The organism is Microvirga sp. HBU67558 (assembly GCF_018069605.1).
Lineage (GTDB): Bacteria > Pseudomonadota > Alphaproteobacteria > Rhizobiales > Beijerinckiaceae > Microvirga > Microvirga terrae.
On sequence record NZ_JAGPUP010000502.1, the window covers coordinates 1 to 25,494 of the forward strand.

The window sequence follows — 25,494 nt, forward strand, 5'->3', positions numbered from 1 at the left end:
ATGGCCTGAAGGGTGCTGAAGGGGAGCTGGCTCAGATCGACCCGGTAGATGCTTCGGCTGCCGTCAAAGCCGATTAACTCCGCTGACGCGACAATACTTGTCATTGAGAATGATCCTCCCGTTGGTTTGATAAGCAAACGCTCTCACGGGTCGGAAATTCCGCACCTATAAAGTCGTACTTCATCAACTGTTCAAAGAGAGGTATTGAAGTCACGTTATTCATGATTATTCAGGCCTGCTGAAGTAAATCAGCATCTGAATCGATAATAACATATGTTAATTCTAGGCGAATGCCTGAAAACTTCATCTCAATGAAGTGGCGGGAGGATATGGTTGGCGCTGCCGATCATCCCCGTGGCTTGTAAAGAGCACATGGCCCGTCACACATCGCTTCGCCTCGAAGGGGGAGCGAATTCCCGTCGCGACTATGACCATCGGGGCAGAAGCGCGAGCTCCTCGGTAAGATTCGCCCGTGGCTGATGCAGCCCTGGAGACCGAATGTCGATTGAGCCCGGACCGCGGGAGAGCCGGCGGCTCTGCACTCGCGATCATCCGGAGCATTACGGGAGACCCGTCGCTGTGGTCGAACAGATGAGGTGGAAAAATGGAGCGGGGGAACGGTGCTGCCCCGTCGCCGCGCGAGGTGGACCCTCGCCGCTGCCTGCTTCACCCGCAATGGAAGAAGTTTAGCCTGAAACCACTGCAAGGCTAGCCGATCTTTCGAGGTATCGCTCTTGGGGAAGTGCGTCCTCTCATTCCCGAAGAAGCGGATGCAGGCTGTGTTGCCCCGGGCAGTAAAGCTAGTTTCCTCGGCAGGGATCCGTCATCAGCGCTGAACGTTCGCTGGTGAATCGTCGGCCGCAACACCTCGCGCCAGCACACAGCTATGATCCAGGAGATCCTCCGCCTGGCTGTCACGCCCGGGCGCGGCAACGACATAAAATCCCTGCCGTGATCCATTCGGTGGAGCGCTGAAGACCGCGACACCAACTCTGGACAAATCCCTTCGAGAGCCTGGAAGGTCCGTCAGGCGCTCGAAGATGTTCGACGTGCCGATCTCGTCCGCGGCGATCTTGATGCCGAAGAAGCGCTGGTTGTCGTGCGGAAAGCCAAGAGACTCCAGGAACTCGAGCGGCTTCCAGGCGCTCCCGAGCTCCGCATCGTGCAGGCGAAGCGCCGCGAGAACCTCCGGCCGTGCACAATCGGCATGAATATGAAGTTGATCTTGCGTGCGACTGCCCCTGGAGTTGACAGCCAGCGCGACATCCTCGACGTGGACGCGCCCTTTGGCAGCCTCGACGACGAAGCGTCGCGCTGCGAGAGCCGCCTGCCAGTAGGCCGCCGCTTCCGGCTGCTGCAGGGCCGGGGCCTCAATCCCGACCAAACGTGTGGTCGGAACAACGAGGGTATGTGTCTCTTTCCATGGAGGCCTGAGAACGACGGTCCCCGGGGATCCGTGCTGCCCCAAGTTGACTTGGACGCAGGGCAGAGAAACATTGAGCGCCCGCTTGGCGGCAACGCATGTCTCCACCACGCGCCACAGGGCTCCTCGCGATGGGTCGCTCGCGAACGTCCTGCGGGCGATGAAGACAGTTGCAAGACACGCAAGAGATAGCCACAGGGCTTGTTTCAGGGACATGCACCGGAGATGGTCGATCCGACGTCCATGGCAATACAACGAATGGGCGATGGCGGCGGCAGGCGCCGCCTCCCGGCGCCGAGGCCTCCCCGGACGCGCCGATGTCCTGCTTCCTCTTGACCCTCCCCTATCGACAGAAAGGTTTTGTCATGACGCCTCTGCCTATGGCCACCCTGACGGACGTCTTCACCGAACCCAGCAACGTCGATCCGGAAACGCTCAATAATCTGGGTCCCCTGCGGCGACTGGCGGGGCGCTGGCGCGCACGCAAGGGTGTGGATCTCAACCCCAAGGCGGAAGGCCCGGAGCGGCGCGTGTTCATCGAGACCATCGATTTTCAGGCGATCGACCCGCAGACAAACGGGCCGCAACTGCTCTACGGCCTGCGCTACCACATCCACATCACGACCGAGGAGGAGGACATCACCTTTCACGATCAGGTCGGCTACTGGCTCTGGGAGCCGGCCAGCGGCCTCGTCATGCAGACCATCGCCATCCCGCGCGGCCAGGTCGCCATCGCGGCTGGCCAGGCAAGCCCCGACGCCGACGAGATCGTCGTGACGGCAACCCGTGGGCAGACCGACTATGGCATCTGCTCGACAACCTTTCTGGAGCAGGCGTTCCGCACCGACCACTACCGGATCACGATCACCTTTCATCCGGACGGGAGCTGGAGCTACGTGACCGATACCGAGTTGCTGGTGCATGGCCGGGACATGCCTTTTGCCCATCAGGACCGGAACACGCTCCAGCGAGTCGGTGAAGCCAAGCCCAATCCCTTGGCGCTCATTTTGTCCAAACGAAAGGCAGGTTGAGCGGAGCAGCCTTATCGAACGTGCTCGAGCTTGAAATCCGCCGGCAGCGTTGCATCGGTCGACTTGAGATCGATCACAGTCGCGCCCGCATGATCCGGGCGCGACCATCCGAACCGAACAAGTCCTCAGCCAACCATCGAAGGCCTGCGGCAGATGAAGAAGTGCACCTAGACGATGTTCCAGTAGTTCATGGCTGCCGCCGTCCCCGCATTGGCAATGACAATGCCGATCTCGAATGTGCCGTCCTCATCCTGGTCCGAGAAGACATAGCCCGTGTTCGCGACGCTGTTGTAGAGAAACGCATGCGTGATCGTCCCGCTGGCAAAGACGCTCTGCGCATCGAGAAGGGCAGCTTCGATCGTCGTCGCGCCGGTAGCGGCCTCACCATAGTTCGAAGCCGTTCCGTCGACGCCGAGGTCGATCCGGTCAGCCGACACGCTCCAGTCGGCGATCGTGCTGACCAGCGCGGAGGTCGTTCCCGACGAGGATGGCCCGAAGCTGAACGTGTCCGCCCCTCCGCCGCCGATCATCCAGTCGGTTCCGCGAGCGCTGCCCAAGGTGTCGTTGCCGTTCCCGCCTTCCAGCGTGTTGCGCCCGTCCCCGCCATCGAGCCGGTCATTGCCGGCCGAGCCATACAGGTGATCATTGCCGCCCGATCCCGCGACGGTATCGTTGCCCGTCCCGCCGATCACGGTATCGTCGCCGACATTGCCGTTCAGGAAATCATCTCCGCCGGCACCCATCAGACGATCATTGCCATATCCACCGGACAGGTTGTTGGCCTTGCGATCGCCCGTCAGCCTGTCATCGTACAATGAGCCAACGACAATCTCGATCCCGAAGAGACGATCCGACCCTTGGCCAAAGGCGATATTGCGACCGAGATCCACCGTCACGGCGGGGTCAAATGAAAAATCAGCCGTGTCGATGCCTGCTCCGCCATTCAGCATGTCGTCTGCGGGTCCTCCGTACAGCGTGTCGTTGCCGGCCAAGCCGTTGAGGATGTCGGAGAAGTCCGTTCCATTGAGAGGGTCTTCCTTAGGTGTTCCAATGCGAATCGCCATTGCTCGCCTCCGCAGGCTCTGGTCGGCCGAAGTCGTTTGTCGGTGAAGTGGTGCGCCACGGTCCTAATGGCCGGGAAATGACCGTGCTGAATCTTCTACAATCGTCACGGAAACTTTCACGTGAAATGATATCTTCGAGTAATGACATGTCGAACGAGGAGCTTCACCGTAGCCCGGTTCTCGGGATTCGGGCAGACGTTCAGAAGAGGTACGCTCTTCTACCTCCACTGTCTTGCGGTCGTTTTGGAACGTATGGGCTTGATGTTCATTATCGCGTTCCTGACGGGCGAGCCTCGATCCGCCGCAAGTCGGCCGGCAAGCTTTCTCCTGCGGCTCGTGCCGGTCTGCCGGGAGAATCAATGGAAGGGCCTATGCTGAAGTGCGTTTCCGGACAATTTGGAGCGCTCACGCCCGATGACGGACCGGTGCTCATCTCTCCTCTGGCAGGCCCATGCCAGATGCGTGTCGCGTTCAGCAGGCTGCATGATCCCATCGGCTGCAAGCTGCGAAACATCGGGCGACGGGGACCACAGCCGTTGCGGAGCGGATGCGGTGAGCAAAGCTGTCGCTTCACTCCTGCGGCGGTGCCATCTCGGAATAGGCCGCCTCTGGCGGAGACACCTGAAACACCACCACTTTCGCCACGTCCTGGCCCGGATTGCTGGCGCGCATCACGGTGTTGGCGGGCTCCAGGAAAGCCTCCCCGGCCTTGAACTGAGATATTCCTTGTCCCTTGATCTCGATCGCAACGACTCCATCGATGACATAGCCCACGATAGGCGTTGGATGGCTGTGCCACATGGCGTCGACCATGCCGGGTCGAACCGTGAAGGGACGCACCCGCGCCTCGAGCCGATCCGCCTTCGGAAGGTCCGGCATCGCCCCCTTGAAGAGGCCTTGAGACGGGACTGCCTCGAACCGGATCGCCTGACCCTGCTGCTGCGCCTGAGCAGGAAGCACCCAACACAGACATGCCAGCAGGAGAACGAGGTTTTTCATCGGACACCGCCTCTCGAAGCGAAGGCGGAACAGTAACACGCCCCAAGAGACGCGACAGCCTCCTCGGAGGAGTAAGATCGTTGTGGTCCGGGGCGACTGATCACAAGCGATGCGACTGGCGATCAGCGCAGCCGGTCCGGCCATCACGCCCCGCGGCTCTCCAGATAGGTCCTGGCCGCCTTGACGGCGGCGTCGCACTGGGTGGACGTGCCACTGAGGATCTCTTCGGGCTTTGTGCGGCCGGTCCAGACATCGAGCGCCGCCGTGACGACCCAGAGCGGTTCGGCCATGGCCCGGTCGGCGAGCTTCGGCAAGGAGGATGCGGCGCAAGTCCGCATTTCGGTGATGACGGCCTGAGGCGCGCGGACCTGGGACAGGCGTTCGTTCATCTCCGCCTGAAGCGGATCGACGATCAGCACGCCGACGACGGCTGCCAAAAGATCTTGAAGCATTCTCACCTCTGTGCCGGCGGTCGGATCGGGGGAGATCCGACATCACGCAGCGGCCGGCATGGCTTGCGTCAGAGGGGCCCGGATCGGGGTCATCCGGGATGTAGGAAGAGGCCGGCCGAGGTTCAAGGATGGGCGGTTTGCCCCCTCGTCCGTCCGGGTCGGCACGAGCCCCGCGGCGCCGCGGGACGCCCGGGTCTTGAGAGTAAATTCCGCTGCGACCAAACGTACTTACGCAATAGAGTGTCCGGGCCTCAAAGTTGCCTGGATTGACCCTGTATCACCGGACCTGCGTCGAAAGTGATTTGCGGATCGGATCATCAGTCTTATGAGCAGCCCGCCTCAGCCCCGAAGTGACTTCACCTTCCCCTGGTCCGTCGATCATCAGCCGCAAAGCGGATTCATCGAAAAGCTCGAATCATTCCAGAGGCTCTGCCTCCTGCGCTGGCAGTTCATCGAGACCTGCCGCGCGATGGCGCGCCCGGCGCTCGGGCGTGCCGGCACCATGGTCGACCAGACCGTTCTCGCCACGGCGCTGATCGTCATGCCCAGGGTGTTCGCCGGCTGGGACGCGCTGCGCCCCGCCCTGCTCTCGCAGACCCGGACGCTTCTACCCTTCGTGCCGCTGCCCAGCCCCGAGGACGAAGCGATCGGGTCCGATCCGGCCTGGGAGCTTCTGGCCGAGTTCCAGGCGCTCGCGCCCGACCAGCAGGACAAGGCGGCCAAGAATCTCGCGCTCCTGTGGGATCATTTCGAGCATCTGTTCGGGGGATTGAGCGGCTTCCTGTCGGAATCCCCAGTCGAGCGATCTCTTTACCTCGACAAGCTGGCGACGGCGTCACGACGGATGAGGCTCGCCCGCGGATCCGAGGTCGCCTTTCACTATGTGACGGTCGAGCTGATGCGGCTCTACGTGCATGGTCTCCAGCTCGGACGCAAGGACCGGGCCGCGCTGGCGCTCGCGTCCGCCGTATCCGACCTGATCAACCGGGGACGCATGATGACTCCGGCGCTCACCGTGGAGGTGGAATCGACCCGGCCGCGGCAGGCGGAGGCAGCCTGAGCCGATTGCACGCTCCAGGGACGCAACGATGCCCGGGTGGCCTGCCGGCTCCCGGGCATGGGTCAAAGGTGGCGCCGTTTTGGCGTTAGCGGCAGCGGCGGACGCGGCGGGTCACGATGTCGCCGTCCGGCTCTTCCTCGCGGATCACCACGGTGCGGCAGCGCTCGACGCTTCCGGTGGACAGGTCGTCGCGGTCATAGACGCGACGACGCTCGTAGCGGCGTTCATAGCGGTCATTGTCCGGGCCGACGCGGACGCTCGGGCCATCCGGGCCGATGCCGAACTGCACCTGAGCCGACGAAGGCGTCGAAACGACGACGCTCGAGCCAATTAACGCGGCTGCCACGAGCCAAGCTGACTTCTTCATCATTCCATCTCCACGTATTGACGTGTATTGCGATTTGATCGTCAACGCGTTACTTCGATTTACGTTTCATGGAATGAGACGACGAAATTCGTTGCCCTCGCAGAGCATGACTGCGCGAGGAGATGGCGAGAAACAACTACGAACAACCGTCGGGACATCAAGCGAATACGCAACAGGGCCGGAGTTAGCGCGCCGCTGCCTCGATCTCGCTCTGCTCGACGATGCGCTCGATCAGCTCCGCCTGGCTCTTGATGCAGTAGAGCGGCACGCCGCCTGCCGTGGATGGCAGGAGGCGCAGAACCCGGAACAGATCGTTCGGAAGGCTGTGGCAGCTGGCTCTGGGCCGCACCGCCTGGCCGACTTTGAACGCATGCTCGATCATGGCACCCTCCAGGGACCTGGGACGAAGCCATCATAGCAGGCCTGCCCCCGCGCCGTGAGGCTTCGCCGACGACGAGCGCGATTCTCGCCGGACAGGCCCTGCGGTCAGATCGGGCCTCTCGGGATGTCGTGCCAGTAATCCCGCATCTCCTGCTCGCGCTTGCGGTCCGGCCAGATCCGGTCATCGCCGTAGAAGGCGGGAGCCGCCTGCACCTGAGCCTCGGTCACGTCGGTGCGATAGCCCTCGAGTTCCCTGTCGTAGGCCAGCTTGTCCCAGGGAACCGTATGATGGTGCACGCCGATCCCCAGGAAACCGCCGAAGGTCACATCCACATAGAGAACCCGCCCGCTCACCTTCTCGATCAGCAGGCGCTTGATGGTGCCGATCTGCGTTCTATCCGGACCGTAGACGGCCGTGCCTTCCACCCGATCGCTCTGGATCACCGGGTGCCATTCGGTCGGCCGTTCGACCGGTCCCCAGAGATAGAACCCGTTCTCGATGATCCCGGCCGCTACCACCGCCCGGCTGACATTGAGAACCCACTCGTCATCGGGACCGATCCGCCGGTCGAGGGCCCAGGGCCCATGCTCGGCGGGCAGCGTCTCGCCCGTGGCGCTCTCCGTAAAGCCGCGCAGATCGGGCGTCCGCTCGGACTGGAACACGTAATACGTTCTCATGGGCGCCTCCCATGCGATAGGTCGATCGCTCCGCACCCCTTCCCTCGTGACGGCCGACGAACTCCATGCGCGTTCAGCGAGGTGATTGGAAGTTCAACCTCAAGCTCGTGAGGGCGGTTCCTCGCACCTGCGAAAATGTGCGCTGCCTGCTGTGCTGCGCCATGCGCTTTGCGGCGTTGGACCGCGCGCCTTTCGGTGCTAGGCTCCCCAACGGCAAGCCTTCTGAGTTCAGGGACGGAACAAGTGGTCGCAGACTTGGCAATATCCTTGCTCGTCGTCCTGGCCGGCGCCGTCGGGATGCTCCTGCTGCTCCTCACGTGGTTCGGCGGCAGAACCATCACGCCTGAAATCGAGGATGATCTCGACCCGATCCTGGGTGCGCGGGATCCCATGGCCATCTACGAATCCCATGGCCCGTTCATCCCGATGCCGGGCCATTTGAAAACCAGCGATCAGATGGTGGAGTGGATGACCAAGGAGCTTCCCAAGCTCACGGCGGAAATCGCCAATCCGCGAGCCTGAGAAGCAGGTCGAATCAACGGGCGGGAATCGGGAGCGTCGTCAATCGCAGCGACGGACCCGCCGCTCGACCGTGCGGCCCCATTCGTTCTCTTCGCGAATGATGATGTTGCGGCAGCGGCTCTCGTAGCCGTAGCGGCGCTCGTCACGCATCGCATCCCGGCGGCCGGCCTCATAGGCGCGGGCGCGCTCCTCCTCACGGCGCTCGCGCCAGCGTTCCCGGCGTTCGTAACGCTCCTGCTGAGGATCGCGCACGCCGAACTCCGGACGCCCATCGGGTCCGATGCCGAGTTGGAGCTGAGGCTGAGCGAGAGAAGGCGAAGCGCTCCAGAGACCTGCGCCCATGGCAAGAGCGGACAGAAGAATGATTTTTCGCATCGGAAAAGTCCTGTTCAACAATCGCTGTCCAACGTCCGCTTTCAAGGACGGTTCCACGACAGGCCGCCGCCATCGCCAGTCGACGGCTCCATGAACAGGGATACGATCAGGACCACGTCAGGGAAACATCAGGGCCGACGCCAGCACGCTCACCGCATAGGCCAGTCCGATCAGAAGCGGGGCAAGCATCGCGGCTGACGCCAGCAGGAAGACCGACAGGCTGAGGCTGCGCATGATGGGGCTCCTTCAATCGCGACGCCTGCAGCCTAACCGGAACCTGGGCCGTAACATGGCACAACCTGGGCCAAAGGGCAGAAGCCCGGCATCGTCGCGCCCGGCCACGGGCTTGCCGAGTGGCGATGAACGGACGCAGATCCTATCGCTCGCAGGCATCGGGCTCTGGGACATCGGGTCTGCCGCGCGGTCTCGGACGCGTGGCGATGTACAGGGCGACGCTTCCCATGATCGCCCCGAGAATCAACGGCAGGATGCGGCTTTCGGCAAGATGCAGAATCACCGCGTATGACAGGACGAGCATCGTCAGGGCGCAGATTTTGGCCTGGAGCGGAATGGCCTTCTGATCGCGCCATGCGGTGAGCAGCGGACCGAAGCGAGGATGATTGTAGAGTTTTGCGGCCAGGGCCGGGTTCGATCGTGTGAAACACCAGGCTGCCAGGAGCACGAAAGGGGTGGTCGGCAAGACCGGCAGGAAGATGCCGGCTATCCCGAGCGCGAGGCTCGCATAGCCGAGGCAGAGGTAAAGGCGATGCATCATCCCGCTTCTCGCAAGCATCTTTCCGGAGCGGGCATAACGCTTCATTTCACGATCCTGTGCCGTGGTCAGGAGTCCGACGCCAGCACCGCCTCGACGCTCGCGGCGATGTCCAGCAGCCTCTGGTCCTGGCCGTGCCGGGCCACCAGCATGAGGCCAACGGGCCTCTCGGTGCGGGGAAGCGGCAGAGAGATCGCGGTCAGGTCGAACTGGTTCCCGAACATGGTGTTGCGCAGGATCAGCGCATCGGTCCTGTTGTAGAGCTTGTCGTCGGCTTCCAGCGGCGCGGTCAGCGGAGCCGCGATGGCGGTGGCCGGCAGCGCCAGCACGTCGATGGAAGACAACCGCGCGTCCATGGCGGCGGCGAGCGCACGCCGGCGGCGCAGCATGCGGATGTAGATCGGCGCCGGCACCGTGCCGCTGCGGGCGATCCACCAGCGCACCCGCGGGTCCATCTCGGCCGCCTTTGCGTCGAGCCAGTCCGCATGAACCTCGGATGCCTCGATGGACGCGATGGAGGCCGCGACCGTCGTGTCGGCCATGGCGTCGAGCAGATCCTCGATGGCGTGATCGGCGACCCTTGCGCCGGCCCGCGACAGGACCGCCAATGACGCCTCGAACGCCCGGTCCACCATCGGCTCGGACTGCGCGAACAGGCGTCCCCGCGGAACGCCGATCCGCAATCCGGCCAGGGGATGCGGAGCCAGCACGCGCGGCTCCTCGCCGGCCATGACCGCATCCGCGAAGGCGCAGTCCTGCACGGTACGGGCGAGCGGCCCGATGGAATCGAGGCTGGGCGAGAGCGGGAGGGTGCCGTCCAGCGGCACGCGATGCGCCGTGGGCTTGAAGCCGACGACGCCGTTGAGCGCGGCCGGAATGCGCACGGAGCCGCCGGTATCGGTGCCGATAGCGATCTCGCTCGTGCCCTCGGCCACCGAGACGCCGGCGCCCGAGGACGATCCGCCAGGAATGCGCGAGGGATCCGCCGCGTTGCCCGGCGTGCCGTAATGCGGATTGAGGCCCAACCCCGAGAAGGCGAACTCCACCATGTTGGTCCTGCCCACGATGACGGCGCCAGCCTGGCGGATGCGGCGAACGATCACCGCGTCCCTGGCGGCGGGCGGTGCATCGCGCAGGGCGATCGAGCCTGCGAGCGTGGTCTCGCCCGCCACGTCGAACAGGTCCTTGATCGACACGATCGTCCCGTCGAGCGGTCCGAGCGAAAGGCCCGCGCGACGGCGTGCATCGGCGGCATCGGCCGCAACGCGCGCCGCGTCCTCGTAGACGCGCAGGAACGCCCGCTCGTCGGCCGCACGGCCGGCCAGGCGCGTCAGAATGGTTTCAAGCTTGTCTCTGATCGAGGTCATGAAGGTACCGAGTGAATGGCCAAAGGCGTGGAGCAACCTGGACGAATGGAGCGGCACCTCTCACGTCATCACCGGCCTCGTGCCGGTGATCCCGATGATGAAAAGCACATTGCTTCTCCGGATCGGGATGGCCCGGACAAGCCCGCCTTTGACGAGGAGAGCCTGTTCCCCATCGTTCTTTCAGATCGCTCCACCCTATCAGAGGGTGAGAACGAATGCTGCGGCCACGTCATCGTCGTCACGAGGCATAGCGCTCGCGCGATTCCTCCGCGTCGCTCTGATCGGGACTCATCGTCGAAAGCGGGAAGGTGATGACGCAGCGGATTCCCGCCGGGGCGAAATCGAGCTTGATCTCTCCGCCGAGCTGCTGCGCCAGGCCGCGCTGGATGAGCTTCGATCCGAAGCCCTGGCGCTCGGGCTTCTTGACGGTCGGACCGCCGCTCTCGACCCATTCCACGAGCAGCGCGGACTGGCTTGAGCCCGCAGTGAGGGCCCACATCACATGCACCTTGCCGTCCGGAACCGAAAGGGACCCGTACTTGACGGCGTTCGTCGCGAGCTCATGAACGGCCAGCCCCAGGGCGAGGACGGCGCCCGGCTGAAGATTGACCTTCGGACCCCGCAGACGGATGCGCTGGCACATGCCGTCCTGGTAGGGCTCCAGCTCGTTCTTGAGCACGTCCTCCAGAAGAGCGCCCTGCCACTGGGTCGCCGTGAGAAGGTCATGAGTCTTGGCCATGCCATGCAGGCGATCCATGAAGGCGCTCCACGCCGCAGGATCGCTGCTCGCCGCGGAGCGTCGCGTCAGGGAGGCCACGGACTGAACCGTCGCCAGCGTGTTCTTGACCCGGTGGTTGAGCTCGTGCAGCAGAAGCGCCTGCCGGTCCTCGGCGAGGCGGCGCTCGGTCACGTCCTGGGACACGCCGACCATGGACACCTGCCCATCCGGCCCGATTCGCATCCGGCCGCTGATCCGGATCCAGTGTTCGCTGCCGTCGGGCCAGATTGCGCGATATTCCACGTGCAGGTCCGTGCGGGTCGCAAGGGCCCGGGCCATGGCCTCCGCCTGCATGGCCCGGTCGTCGGGATGGATCGACTCGATCAGGTCCGCATAGGTGAAGGGCTCGTCGGCGTCACGGCCGAAATTGGCCCGGCACAGGGCCGACGTGGTGAAGGCGCCCGTGGACGGAACGAACTCCCAGGAGCCGAGATGTCCCGCCGTGAGGGCCATGCGCAGGCGCGCCTCGCTCTCGGCCATGTGGGCGAGAACCTCCTCCCGCTCCCGCTCGTGCCTGCGGAGGCCGGTCGAGGCCTCCACGAGCGCCTTCTTGATCGTGTCGAATTCCAGCACCCGGGTGGTCGTCGGAGCCGACACCTCATGGCCGCGTCCGAGGGTCTGGGCCGCCGCCACGAGCTGGTCGACCGGTTTGGCGATGGCGCGGGAGAGCAGGACCGCCAGGAGAATGCCGCCCAGGATGACGGCACCCAGAACCGCCAGCCAGAAGAGGGAGCGCTGGGCCGACCGGGCCAGCTCCGTTTCCGGGATGCTGAGCACGAAGGACCAGCCGTAAGCCGGCGACTGACTGAAATAGGTGCGCACCGGAATGCCCTCGAGCGTCACGCTCTGGAGGCGTCCTTCCCGCGAGGCCGCGAGAGCCTCCTGAACGTTGGGACTGGCGGATTGGCCGACGAACCGCTCCGGGGCGCGGGAGCGGGCCACGATGGTCCGGCTGCGGTCGAGCACCGCGGCGTTCCACCCGCTGTCGATCCGCTGGTCGCGGATGATGGCCTGGAAGACGTCCGGCGTGATCGCGAGCGACAGAATGTAGACGACCTGCTCGTCGAGAATGACCGGAACGTCGATGGTGATCAGGCGCTGCCGGGTCAATGACCCCACATAGAGGTCGGACACATGGGGCTTGCGGGTTTCCTGAACGAGCCGCAGCGCCTCCGGACGGTTGCTGGTCGGCAAGGCGACGCCGTAAGGCACACGGGTGTTGAACAGAACGCGGCCGCCGGGTTCGAAGAGCGCGATCCACGACGGGTCGGCCAGTCCGGTGTTTTTCGTCCGCTGGTAGAATTCCTCGAGGTCGCCCTTGGCGAGGCTGGACGATTGGGCGAGCACCTGCAGGCCGACCACCGACTTCTCGATCTCGCGGTCGAGCAGCAGGCTCAGGGCACGGGCGGTTTCCTGCATGCGCAGGTCGATCGCCTGCTGCTCGGCCCGGTAGCCCGAATAGAGGCCAGCCGCCGCCACCAGAATAGTCGGCAGGGCGAGAACGAAGACCAGTCCCCACAACACCTGCCGCAGCGACGTGCGGACCCCGGCGGGACGGCCGCGATTCGCTTGTTCGGCCCTGTCTTTCGCGGCGGATCGTCGGCCCGTCATGCTAGCTGTCCTGAACCGGCATCAGGACACGCACGAGCGTGGCTGGTTCTTCCCGGGGCCAATCGACATGGGCGTCGAGCTGGCGCGCCAGGGCCTTCAGGATGGTGCCGGAGGCGCTCGTCCGCGCGGCCTCCTTCTCCTCGGGGCTGAAGGCGTCGTCGGAGATCTCGAAGAGCAGCGCCCCGTCCCGCACCTGGAGCCGGAGCTTCAGCTTTCCCTTCCGCTCCTTGTAGGCGTGGGTCAGGGCGTTGACCACGATCTCGTTGAACAGGAGCGCCATCGGGGCTGCCTTCGCGGCCTCGACCTCCACGGTCTCGATCTCGAATTCCGGCGTGATCCGCACGTCCGGAAGCGCCGCGGTCAGTTCATGGCACAAGCCCTTGGCGAAGCTCGACGCGTCGAACCGCGTCGATCCCTGCCCGTCATAGAGATCGCGATGCGCGGCGGCGAGCGCCTGCATGCGCTCCTTCACGCGCCCGAGCACGTGACGCACCTGGTCGTCCTCGGACTGGCGGATCTCGATGCCGATGAGGGAGAGCAGCAGCTGGAGATTGTTCTTCACCCGGTGGTCGAGCTCGTGCAGAAGCGCCGTGCGCTCGTCGAGCATCTGCTGCAGGGCATCCTGCGCCCGCTTCTTCTCGGCGCGCTCGCCGGCTTCGGCCAGGGCGCGCAGGATCGTGGCGGGCAGCCGGTCGAGCTTGTCCTTCAGGACGTAATCCGTCGCGCCGCGCTTCAGGGCCTCGACGGCGACCTCCTCGCCGAGAGCGCCCGACACGAACACGAAAGGCGTGGCGGGAACGATCTCCCGGGCGATCTCGAGGGCGTTCAGGCCGTTGAAGGCCGGCAGAAGGTAATCGGCCAGGATGAGGTCCCATCTCCCGTTCCGGACCGCCGCCGTGAACTCGTCGGCCGACACCACGCGCTCGATCGCGGCGGACAGGCCGGCATCGGCCAGGGCTTCCGTCATCAATTCAGCATCGAGGGCGCTGTCCTCCAGCAGGAGGATGCGCAGCCTCTGATCCGACGAGATGGCGGATGCCCGATCCATGGAGGCTCTCAGGTTCCGTTGCGCCGCGGCGGCGGCTCGTTCAGGATCGCCCAGAACACCCCGAGGTCCTGGATCGCATCGAAGAACTCGCGGAAGCCCACGGGCTTCACCACGAAGGCGTTCACCCCGAGCTCGTAGCTGCGGACCAGGTCGCTCTCCTCCCGCGACGAGGTGAGCATGACGACCGGCGTCTGCCTCAGGCGCGGGTCGGCCTTGACCTTCTCCAGCACCTCGAGCCCGTCGATCTTCGGCAGCTTGAGATCGAGCAGGACGACGGCCGGGTCGCTGGTGTTGCGGCTCTCATGGGGCCCGCGGCGGTAGAGGAAATCGAGCGCCTCCTCGCCGTCGCGCACCACGACGACCTCGTTGGCGAGCTGGCTCTGCTCGAGAGCCGCCAGGGTCAGTTCGAGATCCTTCGGGTTGTCCTCAACCAGCAGGATCGGTTTCAATTCCGGCATTCACGCCGCTCCTTCATCATGATCAGGCAGGGCGACCGAGAAGGTCGCGCCTCTGTCGAGCGCCCCTTCCGCCCAGGCTCGGCCGCCGTGTCGCTCGACGATCCGGCGAACATTGGCGAGCCCGATCCCCGTGCCTTCGAACTCTTCCATCCGGTGCAGGCGCTGGAAGACGCCGAACAGCTTGTCGATGTACTTCATATCGAACCCGACGCCGTTGTCGCGCACGAAATAGACCGTCTCCCCATCCTTTCGGCTGGAGCCGATCTCGATGCGCGCCTTCTCCCGGGTGCGGGTGTACTTTACCGCATTGTCGAGGAGGTTTTCAAAGACCAGCCGGATCAGGACCGGATCCGCGTTCACGGGAAGCAGGTCCCCGACGACCCATTGGATCCGGCGGTCGGCATGCTCGGCGGACAGCTTGTGCCTGATCTCGCCGACCAGGCCGGCCACGTCCACCGTCCGGGGCTTCAGGGCCGTTCGGCCCATCTGCGAGAAGCGCAGCAGGTTGTCGACGAGGGTTCCGGCCGTGTAGGCGGATTCGATGATGGTGTCCACGTAGCGCCGGCCCTTCTCGGACAGATCGCTCGCCTCTTTCTTCAGCAGTTCGGAATAGCCCACGATGTGGCGGAACGGGGCCCGCAGGTCGTGGGACACCGAATAGGAGAAGGCCTCCAGCTCCTTGTTGCTGCGGCGCAGCTCCTCCGACAGCGAGGCCAGTTCCTCGGCCCGGCGCAGGACGATGCCCACGATGGCGTTGCGCAGCTCCTTGACCGCCTCGATTTCGCTCCGGTCCCAGGCCAGGGAGCGGCTGCGCACCGTCTCCTTCCAGGTCTCGAAGGAGCGCCGGGGATGAAGCCTCAAGGAGCCCGCCTCCTCCTGAACGGGCTTTTGCGGATTGCCGCCCCACTTCACGGTCTGCACGACTTCGGGGCGGAACCAGAGCACATAGCTCGAATGCACCTTCGAGACCGAGATGGAGAGCAGGCCGCTCGCCTTGTCGGCGAAGGCCTCCGCCGCCGGATAGACCGCTGCCAGGTGGTCGGTGGCGAACACGTCCTCCTGATGGTTGTCGGACAGCCAGTCGAACAGCGCCCGGACCTGATCCATTGTAGGTGCCTCGCCCAGGCACCAGCAATGGTCCTGCGTCAGGACGGCGGCGCCCTGCGCGCCGGAGAGCATCATCAGGTCGTCGGGATGGTTCACGAGGCCCGCGATGAAACGCTCCTCGGCGGCCATGTGGGCGAGAAGCCTCGTCTGCACGGCGCCGAGACGCACCCGGTTCTCGGCCAGCGTCGTGTTCTCGCGCGCCTCGAGCTGCAGGGAGAAGATCTGCGTCAGGAAATCGCAGGCGTTGCGCACCTGGAGCGAGACCCGCTTGGGCTCCTTGTTGTGGCAGGAGATCAGGCCCCACAGCTGGCCGTCGCGCAGGATCGAGATCGACATGGAGGCGAGGGTCCCCATGTTGCGCATGTATTCGAGATGGACCGGCGAGACGCTGCGCAGCACCGAGTCGCTCAGATCCAGCGGCGCGGGATCGCGCGACTGAATGGGAACCGGCGTGTAATCGGCATCGGAGATGATGCGCAGGCGGTTGCGGCGGTAGAGCTCCCGCGCCTGGGCCGGGATGTCGGAGGCGGGAAAGCGCAGGTCGAGATAGGACGGCAGGACCTCATTGCGGTCCTCGGCGATGACGGTGCCGTTCCACTGCTCGTCGAACTGATAGATCAGGACCCGGTCGAACCCGGTCATGCGGCGGATGTCCTGCGCGGCGAGATGGCAGAGGGTTTCGATCGTGGAGGCGCCCTGCAGCTGCTCGACGAACCGGCGCAGGGTGGGATAGAGCGCGTCGATGCTGGAGATCCCGCCCTGCGGCGGCTCCTCCAGCTCGAGGATCGCGCAATCGCCGGACCGGGAGACGGCCGTCTCGAAGAACCGCTCCTGCTGGGCGGTGTGGACCTGGATGGTCCGGACGAACCGGGCGTTCCCTGCCGCCGGGGGATCGTCGAGCTGCGCGGCGAATTCGGCGCTCAGGGCGGGCATCACCTCGTCGAAGGGCCGGCCGAGGGCATCGGCCGGATCGAACCCGAAGATTTCGGCCGTGTTGGCGCTGGCATAGGCGATCGTCCGGTCGGACAGCCGGATCGCGAGAAGGATCCCGTGCGGCTGGATGCTGCCGGGAATGTGGATCGGCTCCCGCTCGCAGGCGGTGAGATCGAGATCGTGCGTCTGTTGGGTCATGGGGTCTCGCACAGCCAATCGTGCATCACGGTGAAGGTATCCTGCGCGGCCCCGACGATGAGATCGTCGGCTTCCGGCGACGATGCTTCCTGAAGCATCGCTCCGAACGACTTCCACATGGCCGCGACATGGCGTCCATAGCTGCGGAAATAGGCGCAGCCCGTGTCCGCAGTGAATCCCAGTCGATGCTCCACCTGGCGCGCGATGATCGCGCCGCCGAGCGTCGAGCCCTCGACCACATACATGCTTCCCAGCACCGCCTCCGGGGCCGGCAGAGGCATCAGAGGCCGGCATTGTGGCAAACGAATGATGTCGCCGGATTTCAATCCTAGGGCCTCCAGGTCTCTGGCGAGCAGGTCCGTCTTGCGACGGCTGTCGAAGAAGGCCCGGTCGGGCGCGCGCTCGGCGGCCTCGCTCTCCCAGGCCTTGTGGAACCCGTAGAAGCGGATCAGCAGGTCCCTGTAAGCCTCCCGCGACGCGATCCGGCGATCGAGATCGATGGCGGTCTCGATCCGGTCGTGCGCCTGGCGGGTTTCGATCTTCAGTCGTTCGAGCAGTGTCATGCAACCTCGTCCACAGGGCGGCCCAGCCGTCTCGCGACAGCCCGTTCCGCCAGCCCCATTCCGTCGTGGATCAGAACCGCCAGGAGCGCAACCACCAACCCGCCCTGCAGCACGAAGGCCACGTTGTTGGACTGAAGGCCCGCGATGATGACCTCGCCCAATCCCTTGGCCGCCACCGTCGACCCGATGGTGGCGGTGCCGAGGCTGATGATCACCGAGAGGCGAATGCCGGCGAGAATCACCGGAAGAGCGAGCGGCAGCTCCACCTGGACCAGGCGCTGGCGCGGATTCATCCCCATGCCCTTCGCGGCTTCGAGGGTCTGCGGCGACACGTCCATCAGGCCCGTGAGCGTGTTCTCGAAGATCGGCAGGAGACCGTAGAGGAACAGCGCGATGAAGGTCGGCTTCTCGCCGAAGCCCACGAGCGGCACCGCGATGGCCAGAACGGCGATCGGCGGGAAGGTCTGGCCGATATTCACGAGGCTTCGCGACAGCGGCAGGAACTCGGCGCCCGACGGCCGCGTGACGAAGATGCCGAGCCCCACGGCCAGGATCGTGCTGGCGAGCGTCGCCAGGACCACGATGCGCAGATGCGACAGGGTGAGGGCGAGAAGGCTGCCCTGGTTGTAGATGGCCGGCGCGCCGTTCACGGTCAGGGGCCTGAACGCGAACGCGAAAAGCCCCGGGGCCGTGACGAAGAGCACGAGCAGGAGCAGCGCCGCCGCGCGCAGGACGAAGGCTCGTGCGCTCATGCGATGGAGCGCCCATGCGCTAGGATGCCCCGCACGCTGACGCGTCCGAGGGCGGCGCCCGTTGCATCGACCACGGGCAGGGTCTCGCGCCCGACCCAGATCAGACGCGAAAGCGCGTCGCGCAGCGACTCGGTCACGAGGATGGGTTCGCCCTCGGCGGCACCCGGCTCGAGCGCCGCCTGCACGCGCGTCAGAGAGAGAAGCCGGAAGGGCCGTTCGGCCGTTCCCACGAGCTGCTCGACGAAAGCTTCCGCCGGATGCATCAGCAGCCGGGCTGGCGTGTCGTATTGCAGGAGCCGCGCCTGATCCATCACGGCGATGCGATCGCCGAGCTGAAATGCCTCGTTCATGTCGTGCGTGACCAGCACGATGGTGGTCCCGAGGCGGCGCTGGATCGCCACGAGATCGTCCTGCGCCTTGCTGCGGATGACCGGATCGAGCGCGCCGAAGGGCTCGTCCATCAGGAGAAGGCCGGGCTTTGCCGCAAGCGCCCGGGCGACGCCCACGCGCTGCTGCTGTCCGCCCGACAGTTCATGCGGGAATTTCGTGGCGAAGTCCGCCGGATCGAGCTGGAACAGATCGAGCAGCTCCTCCACCCGGGTGGCGATCCTCCGTTTGTCCCAGCCGAGAAGGCGCGGCACCGTGGCGATGTTCTCGGCCACGGTGCGATGGGGAAACAGCCCGTAGCCCTGGATCACGTAGCCGATCCGGTGCCGCAGCTCGTCTTCCGGAATCGCCATCGTGTCCTGGCCGTCGATGAGCACGCGGCCGGCGCTCGGCTCGACGAGGCGGTTGATCATGCGCAGCAGGGTCGACTTGCCCGCCCCCGACGTGCCGACGACCACCGCGATGGTGCCCTCGTCGATCCGGAAGGACACGTCCTCGACGACGGTCGTCGCGCCATAGCGCTTGGTGAGATGCTCGATCTCGATCATCTAAGTGCCCCGCCTGGTCAGATCGATGATGGCATCGAGGGTGATGGCGGCGACGAACGCCAGGGCCACGGTGGGAATGGCGCCGAGCAGCACGAGGTCGATCGCCGTCTGGCCGATGCCCTGGAACACGAAGGTGCCGAAGCCCCCTCCCCCGATCAGCGCCGCCACGGTGGCCAGGCCGAGATTCTGGACCAGCACGATGCGGATCCCGGCCAGGATGACGGGAAGCGCCAGGGGCAGTTCGACCTGCCACAGGCGCTGGCGCACGGACAATCCCATGCCGCGGGCCGCGTCGGACACCGCGGCCGGCACCTGGTTCAGTCCGGTGACCGTATTGGCCACCACGGGCAGCAGGGAATAGAGGAAGAGTGCGATGAAGGCCGGCGCGGCCCCGATGCCGTGGATGCCCAGGGCGGCCGCCAGGGGCACGTGGGCGGACAGGTATCCCAGCGGCGCGATCAGGATGCCGAAGAGCGCGATGCTCGGGATCGTCTGGACGATGTTGAGCACCTGCAGGATCGCCGTTCGCAAAGGCCGGACGCGATGGGCCAGGATGCCGAGGGGCAGCCCGACCAGGCAGGCGGCTATCATGGAGCCCAGGGCGAGCCACAGGTGCTGGCCCGCCTCGCGCCAGAAGGTGTCCTGGCGGTTCGCATATTCCTTGAGCAGGGAAAGACCGTCCCAAGCTCCGGAGACGAGCAGAAGGGCGACCGCGCCCGCCGCAACCGCCACGGCGGCGATCCGCGCCCAGGGTCCCAGACGCAGGCGCGTCAGCGCATCGGCGGCCAGCAACGCGAAGGAGAGGGCGAGGAGCCAGAAGCCCAGGGACGGCGACACGCGCGCAAACGTGTTGCCGGGCGGCGTGACGAAACCGGCCGACCATCCGACTGCCGGAAAGATCACGCCGAGGCCCACGGACGCGGCCGCGAGGCGGATCAGCGGGCCACGGACCAATGCCGCGCACAGCGCGACGGCGAGCGCCGCGATCACCACGGTCAGCGCGCCCGGGACGGGCAACGCATCCGTCAGCATCCGCCCCTCGCCCGCCACGATGCGGTTGGCCCGGTAGATGACGAACGGACAGGCAAAGAGCGCGACGCCGATCAGGACGGCGATCACGCTCCCGAGCCGATCGAGGGACAGAGTTGGACGCAACGATGGCATGCCGGGCGCGGTCGTTCGGGAGGAGATCGTGTTCAAAAACTTCCGGCCCTTGTCGCGCCGCCTGTCGTCCCTGAAGCCGGGACTTCAGATCATTTCAGAAATCCCTTGGACTTCAAATAGTCCGTGGCCACCGCCTTCGCGGGCTCGCCGCCCACCTGGACACGGGCGTTCAGCCCCTGGAGCGTGGCGAGGTCGAGGGACGCGAAGACCGGCTTCAGGATCTCGGCGATCTTCGGGTTCTCCTTCAGGGCGGTCTCGCGGATGATCGGCGCCGGCGCGTAGACCGGCTGCACGTTCTTGTTGTCCTCCATCACCACGAGGCCCGACGGGGCGATGCCGCCATCGGTGCCGTAGACCATGGCGGCGTTGGCCCCGTTGGTCTGCTCGGCCGCCGCCTTGATGGTAGCCGCCGTGTCGCCGCCGGACAGCACAATGAGCTGTTCCGGCTTCATCTTGAAGTCATAGGTCTTCTGGAAGGCCGGCAGGGCCGCGTCCGAATTCACGAACTCGGCGGAGGCCGCCAGCACCACCTTGCCGCCCTTCGTCACCCACTGGCCGAAATCGGCGAGCGTTTTCAGCTTGTTGGAATCGGCCACGTCCTTGCGCAGCGCGATGGCCCAGGTGTTGTTGGCGGGCGCGGCATCGAGCCAGACGATCTTGTTGGCGTCGTAATCGAGCTTCTTGGCCGTCTCGAAACCCTTGGCCGCATCCTTCCAGACCGGATCGTCCGCCTTGTTGAAGAAAAAGCCCGCATTACCGGTGTACTCGGGGTAGATGTCGATCTCGCCGGCCGTGATGGCCTTGCGCACCACCGGGGTCGCCCCGAGCTGGATCCGGTCCTGGGTCTTGATGCCGTTGGCATTGAGCGCGAGCAGGATGATGTTGCCCAGCACGGAGCCTTCCGTGTCGATCTTCGACGAAACGACCACGTCGGCCCGGGCGGCCCCGGCAGCCGCCAGGGCCAGGGCAGCAGCCAATGTCAGCGACTTGAGGACGGTCTTCATGCGAACCCCCTAGAGAAACAGCGCCTTGCTCTTTCTAGGACAGTCGGGCCGTTTAGGCAGGGGGGAGGCTCCCGAAGAATGATCCGGGAAGTTAAAAACTTCGTGTGGCGGCAAAAGATCCCACCGCAAAGATCCCGCCGCAAAAGATCCCGCCGAAGGAACCATCGTCCTCCGGCGGGGCGACCGCTGCGAGCGCCTCGCGGGGCCTCGTCAGGCGCTCAGGGTCGACGGAGGCTCCTGGGCAATGGTGAACCGCACCTGCGCCTGGGGACGGTGATCCTCGGAGAGCGTGCGCCAGGTGCGCTCGGCATCCATGCGGCTCTCGAAAGGACCGACCACCCGCTCGGTGCCTTGGACGATGGTTTCGCAGTCGCAGGAGGTGTACTCGCCGCCGACCACCCAGAAACGGGACTTCATCATGATCGATCTCCATTGGTGACAAAGGTTAGGGGGCTGAATTGGGACTTGGTTGATCTCATTCGGCCGCTTGGAGCTTGGCCGGGCTCTGGAACTGCGCGGTCTCGGTCGATTCCGCCATCGCCGTCGTGGAGGACTTGCCGCCAGTGATGACCACCGAGACCTGGTCGAAGTAGCCGGTGCCGACCTCGCGCTGGTGCCGGGTGGCCGTGTAGCCGTCGGTCTCGGCGGCGAATTCGCGCACCTGCAGGTCGGAATAGGCGCCCATGCCACGGTCGCGGTAGCCGCTCGCCAGCTCGAACATGCCGTAGTTGAGCTGGTGGAAGCCCGCCAGGGTGACGAACTGGAACCGGTACCCCATGGCGCCGAGCTCGCGCTGGAACTTGGCGATGGTGGCATCGTCGAGCTTCTTCTTCCAGTTGAAGGAAGGCGAGCAGTTATAGGCCAGCAGCTTGCCCGGATGGCGCTTGTGGATCGCTTCCGCGAACCGGCGTGCATCGTCGAGATCCGGGTGCGAGGTCTCCCACCACAGGAGGTCGGCGAGCTCCGCATAGGCCAGGCCCCGGGCGATGCAATGGTCGAGGCCGGTGCCGTCCTTCAGGCGGTAGAAGCCTTCCGGGGTGCGGCTGTCGGGCTCGATGAAGGGCCGGTCGCGCTCGTCCACGTCCGACGTGATGAGCTTGGCCGATTCCGCGTCCGTGCGGGCCATGATCAGGGTCGAGGTGCCCATCACGTCGGCCGCGAGCCGGGCGGCGATCAGGTTGCGCTCATGGGCCGAGGTCGGGATCAGCACCTTGCCGCCGAGATGGCCGCACTTCTTTTCCGACGCCAGCTGGTCCTCGAAATGCACCCCGGCGGCGCCGGCCTCGATATAGGCCTTCATGATCTCGAAGGTGTTGAGCGGTCCGCCGAAGCCCGCCTCCGCGTCGGCCACGATGGGCAGGAACCAGTCGCGTTTGGCGCCGCCCTCCGCATGCTCGATCTGGTCGGCGCGCTGGAAGGTGCGGTTGATGCGCCGGCACAGCTCGGGGCCGGAATTGGCCGGGTAGAGCGACTGGTCCGGATACATGGCGCCCGCCACGTTCGAATCCGCCGCCACCTGCCAGCCGGAGAGGTAGATCGCCTCCAATCCCGCCCGGGCCATCTGCATGGCCTGGTTGCCCGTCATGGCGCCGAGCGAATGGACGTAGGGACGCTCCTGCAGGAGCCGCCACAGGCGCTGTGCGCCGCGCTCGGCGAGCGTGTGGGCGATCGGGAAGGATCCGCGCAGCCGGGTCACGTCCTCGGCTGAATAAGGCCTGCGGATACCGTCGAAGCGCCCCTCGGGAGCGGCGGAGATCAGGTCTTGCAGCGGGCCCTGATTCGGCTGATGGGTCATGGGGATCGGTCCTTTTACATTTCTTGACAAAACCATCCCGCAGTCCAGAATTATTGCAGAGCAGCAGGACGTCTTGATTGAATAATCCGCGAAGAAGCGATTGTTTCAACGAGGGATTTCAAAAGAAAAGTCGCCCTGTAAAGCTTTGACTCGACGGGTCGTGTAAACTTGTAAAAAGATTTACAACATGGATGAGAGCAGAAAGCTTTTCGTGGGCCCCCGTCTCAAGAGGCTGCGGCGCGAGCTCAACATGAGCCAGTCGCGCATGGCCGAGGAGCTCGGGCTGTCCCCGAGCTACCTGAACCTGATGGAGCGCAACCAGCGGCCGATCACCGCCCAGGTGCTGATCCGCCTCGCCCACGCCTATTCCCTCGACCCGCGCGAATTCGCCAACGACGATCACGAGCGCACCGTGTCGGAGCTCGAGGAGGTCTTCGCCGATCCGCTCTTCCGCGCCACCCCGGTGGCGCGGCTCGAGCTGCGCGAGACCGTGGAGAGCGCCCCCTCCCTGGTCGACGCCGTCAACCGTCTCTACCGGGCCTATCAGGCCCTGCGCGGCGCCCGCGAGGCGGTCATGCCGAGCCCCAGCGACCGCGACCGGGCGGAGGACGCGTCCCAGGTCAATCCGGTCGACCGGGTGCGGGAGCTGATCCACGAGGCGAAGAACCATTTCGCCGAACTGGACGAGGCCGCCGAGACCCTGGCGTCCGACCTCGCCCTGACGGGCCACGAGCCCTTCTTCGCCATCGCCGAGCGCCTGCACGCCCGGCACGGGATCCGGGTGCGCATCATGCCGGTCGACGTGATGCCGGACAGCTTGCGCCGCTACGACCATCACCGGCGCCAGCTCCTGATCTCCGAACTGGTGGATCCTTCCGGAAGGACCTTCCAGGCTGCCTACCAATTGGCCTTCGCCGAGATGCGCGAGACCATCGACGCGCTCGCCGCCCGGCTCGAGCCCACCGACGGACCGGCGCGGCGGCTGCTGCGCGTCTCCTTCGGCAACTACTTCGCCGGCGCCCTCATGATGCCCTATGGCCGGTTCCACGCGGCCGCGGAGGCGCTCGGCTACGACGTGGAGGTGCTGGGCGCCCGCTTCGGCGCGAGCTTCGAGCAGGTGGCGCACCGGCTCACCACGCTGGCCCGCCCGGGCGCGCGGGGAATTCCGTTCTTCCTGGTGCGGGTGGATTCCGCCGGCAACGTGTCGAAGCGCTTCTCCTCGGGCCGGTTCCCGTTCTCGCAGTTCGGCGGCACCTGCCCGCTCTGGAACCTGCACTCCACCTTCCGGATCCCCGGCCAGGTGGCGACCCAGATCGTCGAGCTGCCGGATTCCTCGCGCTGGTTCTCGATCGCCCGCACGGTCAGGCGCGCCTTCAACCCATGGGGAGCGCCCGATCCGCAATTCGTCGTGGGCCTCGGCTGCGAGCTGAAATACGCCCACCGCCTCGTCTATGCCCGCGGCCTCGACCCGGCTTCCGCGGACGCGACGCCGATCGGGGTCAATTGCCGCCTGTGCGAGCGCGCCGCCTGCCCGCAGCGCGCCGCCCCGCCCCTGATGCACGCGCTTATCGTCGACGAGATGAAGCGCGGGATCTCGCCCTTCGAATTCGACGCGACCTGAATTTCAGGCCCGCAGGCGCTTCGGCAGCGGGTCGTCGAGCCAGTGATCCAGAAACCGGTCGAGCCAGCGCGAGACATGCGGGTCGTGCTGGAAGCGTCCGGCGAGCTGCCGGACCCGATCCTGCGCGCCCGGCATGGCGAGCCGCTCCGCGGCACGGACGGTCCAGCGGCACAGCATGGCGTGGGTGACCTCCGGGTGGAACTGGAGGCCGAAGGCCCGCTCGCCGACCCGGATCGCCTGGGTGGGAAAGTCGTCGCCCGTCGCCAGGGTCTCGGCCCCATGCGGGCAGTCGAATCCTTCCCGGTGCCAGTGATAGACATGGCTCGGCCAGGGAACGCCCCAGTCGCCGCTGAGGGCCTCCCCGGCAGGGGTCGGCAACAGCGGGTAATAGCCGATCTCGGCCCGGCCTTCCGGATGGGCCCAGACCCGGGCGCCGAGATGCCTGGCCATCATCTGGGCTCCGAGGCAGAGGCCGAGAACGGGCTTGTTCTCCTTGAGCGGAACCTCGATCCAGTCGATCTCGGTCTTCACGAAATCGTCAGGATCGTTGGCGCTCATCGGACCGCCGAAGAGGACGGCTCCCGTGTGTTCCGCGAGGGTCTCCGGAAGCGGGTCGCCGAACCGGGGACGGCGGATGTCGAGGGGGTAGCCGCGTTCGACGAGCAGGCGCCCGACCCGACCGGGGGTCGAGTGCTCCTGGTGCAGAACGATGAGAACGGGTGCCCTGGACCGCCGCCTAGGCATGGATTTGATCCGATCCGGGAGCATTCATGGGCCGATACAGGCAATCACGCGGGGACATGGTTCGATTATTCGAGCCGGGCGGCGTTCTCCGCAAGGCCCCCAAAGGACGATCAGCCATGCTTCATCCGGATAACCGTCTAGCCGGGGATCTAGGCAGGGGCAGGGGAACGCCCTAAGATCATACCGTAACATTATCATGGGTTATGGCGGTTCTGCCCGGTTTTTGCTTGGATCTGCAAAAATGATAGAAGCGTCTGATTCTCCAGGCTTGAAGTCCAGACCATCCTGCGCA

Annotated in this window: 26 protein-coding genes; 4 read left to right on the plus strand and 22 right to left on the minus strand. The window is 65.5% G+C overall.

What is annotated here, in order from left to right:
* Positions 1-826: 826 nt before the first annotated feature.
* A complete protein-coding gene (locus tag KBI52_RS11605) occupies positions 827-1,639 on the minus strand; it encodes a CDP-diacylglycerol diphosphatase (protein WP_247654337.1) in 813 nt (270 codons plus the stop codon).
* Positions 1,640-1,788: 149 nt separating this feature from the next.
* On the opposite strand from KBI52_RS11605, the gene KBI52_RS11610 reads away from it, so the two are divergent.
* On the plus strand, positions 1,789-2,454 hold the full coding sequence (locus KBI52_RS11610; protein WP_173949014.1) for an FABP family protein: 666 nt from the start codon (positions 1,789-1,791) through the stop codon (positions 2,452-2,454).
* 167 nt (positions 2,455-2,621) lie between these two features.
* Here KBI52_RS11610 and KBI52_RS11615 read toward each other — a convergent pair whose 3' ends face one another.
* The 3 genes from KBI52_RS11615 to KBI52_RS11625 form a co-directional block, all read right to left on the minus strand.
* Positions 2,622-3,518, minus strand: a complete 897-nt coding sequence (locus KBI52_RS11615) for a calcium-binding protein (RefSeq protein ID WP_210807593.1) — start codon at positions 3,516-3,518, stop codon at positions 2,622-2,624.
* A 570-nt stretch (positions 3,519-4,088) separates the two neighbouring features.
* Positions 4,089-4,517 carry a cupin domain-containing protein gene (locus tag KBI52_RS11620; RefSeq protein WP_210807595.1) on the minus strand — a complete coding sequence of 143 codons (429 nt, stop codon included), beginning with the start codon at positions 4,515-4,517 and terminating at the stop codon, positions 4,089-4,091.
* Positions 4,518-4,660: 143 nt separating this feature from the next.
* The gene (locus tag KBI52_RS11625) at positions 4,661-4,969 is read right to left on the minus strand and encodes a hypothetical protein (RefSeq protein WP_173949017.1); all 309 of its coding nucleotides are present in this window, start codon (positions 4,967-4,969) and stop codon (positions 4,661-4,663) included.
* A gap of 325 nt (positions 4,970-5,294) precedes the next feature.
* Between KBI52_RS11625 and KBI52_RS11630 the strand changes: the two genes are divergently transcribed.
* Complete coding sequence (locus tag KBI52_RS11630; RefSeq protein WP_210807597.1) at positions 5,295-6,029, plus strand: hypothetical protein; 735 nt, start codon at positions 5,295-5,297, stop codon at positions 6,027-6,029.
* Between the two features lie 85 nt (positions 6,030-6,114).
* Here the strand turns inward: KBI52_RS11630 and KBI52_RS11635 are convergent, their stop codons facing one another.
* The 3 genes from KBI52_RS11635 to KBI52_RS11645 all read right to left on the minus strand — a co-directional run bounded on the left by KBI52_RS11635 (position 6,115) and on the right by KBI52_RS11645 (position 7,455).
* On the minus strand, positions 6,115-6,396 hold the full coding sequence (locus tag KBI52_RS11635; protein WP_173949019.1) for a hypothetical protein: 282 nt from the start codon (positions 6,394-6,396) through the stop codon (positions 6,115-6,117).
* A 184-nt stretch (positions 6,397-6,580) separates the two neighbouring features.
* The gene (locus tag KBI52_RS11640) at positions 6,581-6,778 is read right to left on the minus strand and encodes a hypothetical protein (protein ID WP_173949020.1); all 198 of its coding nucleotides are present in this window, start codon (positions 6,776-6,778) and stop codon (positions 6,581-6,583) included.
* Between the two features lie 104 nt (positions 6,779-6,882).
* Positions 6,883-7,455 (minus strand): PRC-barrel domain-containing protein, encoded by a 573-nt coding sequence (locus tag KBI52_RS11645; protein WP_210807598.1) that lies wholly within the window; start codon positions 7,453-7,455, stop codon positions 6,883-6,885.
* A gap of 255 nt (positions 7,456-7,710) precedes the next feature.
* On the opposite strand from KBI52_RS11645, the gene KBI52_RS11650 reads away from it, so the two are divergent.
* Positions 7,711-7,977, plus strand: a complete 267-nt coding sequence (locus KBI52_RS11650) for a hypothetical protein (RefSeq protein ID WP_173949022.1) — start codon at positions 7,711-7,713, stop codon at positions 7,975-7,977.
* Between the two features lie 39 nt (positions 7,978-8,016).
* Here the strand turns inward: KBI52_RS11650 and KBI52_RS11655 are convergent, their stop codons facing one another.
* The 14 genes from KBI52_RS11655 to aceA form a co-directional block, all read right to left on the minus strand.
* The gene (locus KBI52_RS11655; RefSeq protein WP_210807600.1) at positions 8,017-8,352 is read right to left on the minus strand and encodes a hypothetical protein; all 336 of its coding nucleotides are present in this window, start codon (positions 8,350-8,352) and stop codon (positions 8,017-8,019) included.
* 376 nt (positions 8,353-8,728) lie between these two features.
* Positions 8,729-9,172, minus strand: coding sequence for a YbaN family protein (locus KBI52_RS11660; protein ID WP_247654338.1), 444 nt, complete (start codon positions 9,170-9,172; stop codon positions 8,729-8,731).
* 20 nt (positions 9,173-9,192) lie between these two features.
* On the minus strand, positions 9,193-10,527 hold the full coding sequence (locus KBI52_RS11665) for an amidase (RefSeq protein WP_256439485.1): 1,335 nt from the start codon (positions 10,525-10,527) through the stop codon (positions 9,193-9,195).
* A gap of 202 nt (positions 10,528-10,729) precedes the next feature.
* On the minus strand, positions 10,730-12,880 hold the full coding sequence (locus tag KBI52_RS11670) for a sensor histidine kinase (protein ID WP_210807604.1): 2,151 nt from the start codon (positions 12,878-12,880) through the stop codon (positions 10,730-10,732).
* Between the two features lies 1 nt (position 12,881).
* On the minus strand, positions 12,882-13,928 hold the full coding sequence (locus KBI52_RS11675; RefSeq protein WP_210807606.1) for a sensor histidine kinase: 1,047 nt from the start codon (positions 13,926-13,928) through the stop codon (positions 12,882-12,884).
* Between the two features lie 8 nt (positions 13,929-13,936).
* Positions 13,937-14,386: a response regulator gene (locus KBI52_RS11680; protein ID WP_173949027.1), complete on the minus strand. Its 450-nt coding sequence runs from the start codon at positions 14,384-14,386 to the stop codon at positions 13,937-13,939.
* Complete coding sequence (locus KBI52_RS11685; protein ID WP_210807608.1) at positions 14,387-16,624, minus strand: ATP-binding protein; 2,238 nt, start codon at positions 16,622-16,624, stop codon at positions 14,387-14,389.
* Positions 16,621-17,187, minus strand: a complete 567-nt coding sequence (locus KBI52_RS11690; protein ID WP_173949029.1) for a biliverdin-producing heme oxygenase — start codon at positions 17,185-17,187, stop codon at positions 16,621-16,623. Before KBI52_RS11690 ends, KBI52_RS11685 begins: the two co-directional genes overlap by 4 nt.
* Entirely contained in the window at positions 17,184-17,939 is a 756-nt protein-coding gene (locus KBI52_RS11695; protein ID WP_173949030.1) for an ABC transporter permease, read from the minus strand. Before KBI52_RS11695 ends, KBI52_RS11690 begins: the two co-directional genes overlap by 4 nt.
* Positions 17,936-18,874, minus strand: a complete 939-nt coding sequence (locus KBI52_RS11700; RefSeq protein WP_173949031.1) for an ABC transporter ATP-binding protein — start codon at positions 18,872-18,874, stop codon at positions 17,936-17,938. The genes KBI52_RS11695 and KBI52_RS11700 overlap by 4 nt, the downstream gene beginning before the upstream one ends.
* Positions 18,875-20,038 carry an ABC transporter permease gene (locus tag KBI52_RS11705; protein ID WP_210807609.1) on the minus strand — a complete coding sequence of 388 codons (1,164 nt, stop codon included), beginning with the start codon at positions 20,036-20,038 and terminating at the stop codon, positions 18,875-18,877.
* Positions 20,039-20,127: 89 nt separating this feature from the next.
* On the minus strand, positions 20,128-21,042 hold the full coding sequence (locus KBI52_RS11710; RefSeq protein ID WP_173949033.1) for an ABC transporter substrate-binding protein: 915 nt from the start codon (positions 21,040-21,042) through the stop codon (positions 20,128-20,130).
* Positions 21,043-21,252: 210 nt separating this feature from the next.
* Positions 21,253-21,462, minus strand: coding sequence for a hypothetical protein (locus KBI52_RS11715; RefSeq protein ID WP_247654339.1), 210 nt, complete (start codon positions 21,460-21,462; stop codon positions 21,253-21,255).
* Positions 21,463-21,517: 55 nt separating this feature from the next.
* A complete protein-coding gene (gene aceA, locus KBI52_RS11720; protein WP_173949034.1) occupies positions 21,518-22,837 on the minus strand; it encodes an isocitrate lyase in 1,320 nt (439 codons plus the stop codon).
* A gap of 187 nt (positions 22,838-23,024) precedes the next feature.
* Here aceA and KBI52_RS11725 point away from each other — a divergent pair, with 187 nt between their 5' ends.
* Positions 23,025-24,458, plus strand: coding sequence for a short-chain fatty acyl-CoA regulator family protein (locus KBI52_RS11725; RefSeq protein WP_210807611.1), 1,434 nt, complete (start codon positions 23,025-23,027; stop codon positions 24,456-24,458).
* A gap of 3 nt (positions 24,459-24,461) precedes the next feature.
* On the opposite strand, the gene KBI52_RS11730 is transcribed toward KBI52_RS11725, so the two are convergent.
* Positions 24,462-25,202, minus strand: coding sequence for a glutamine amidotransferase (locus tag KBI52_RS11730; RefSeq protein WP_210807613.1), 741 nt, complete (start codon positions 25,200-25,202; stop codon positions 24,462-24,464).
* Positions 25,203-25,494 lie beyond the last annotated feature (292 nt).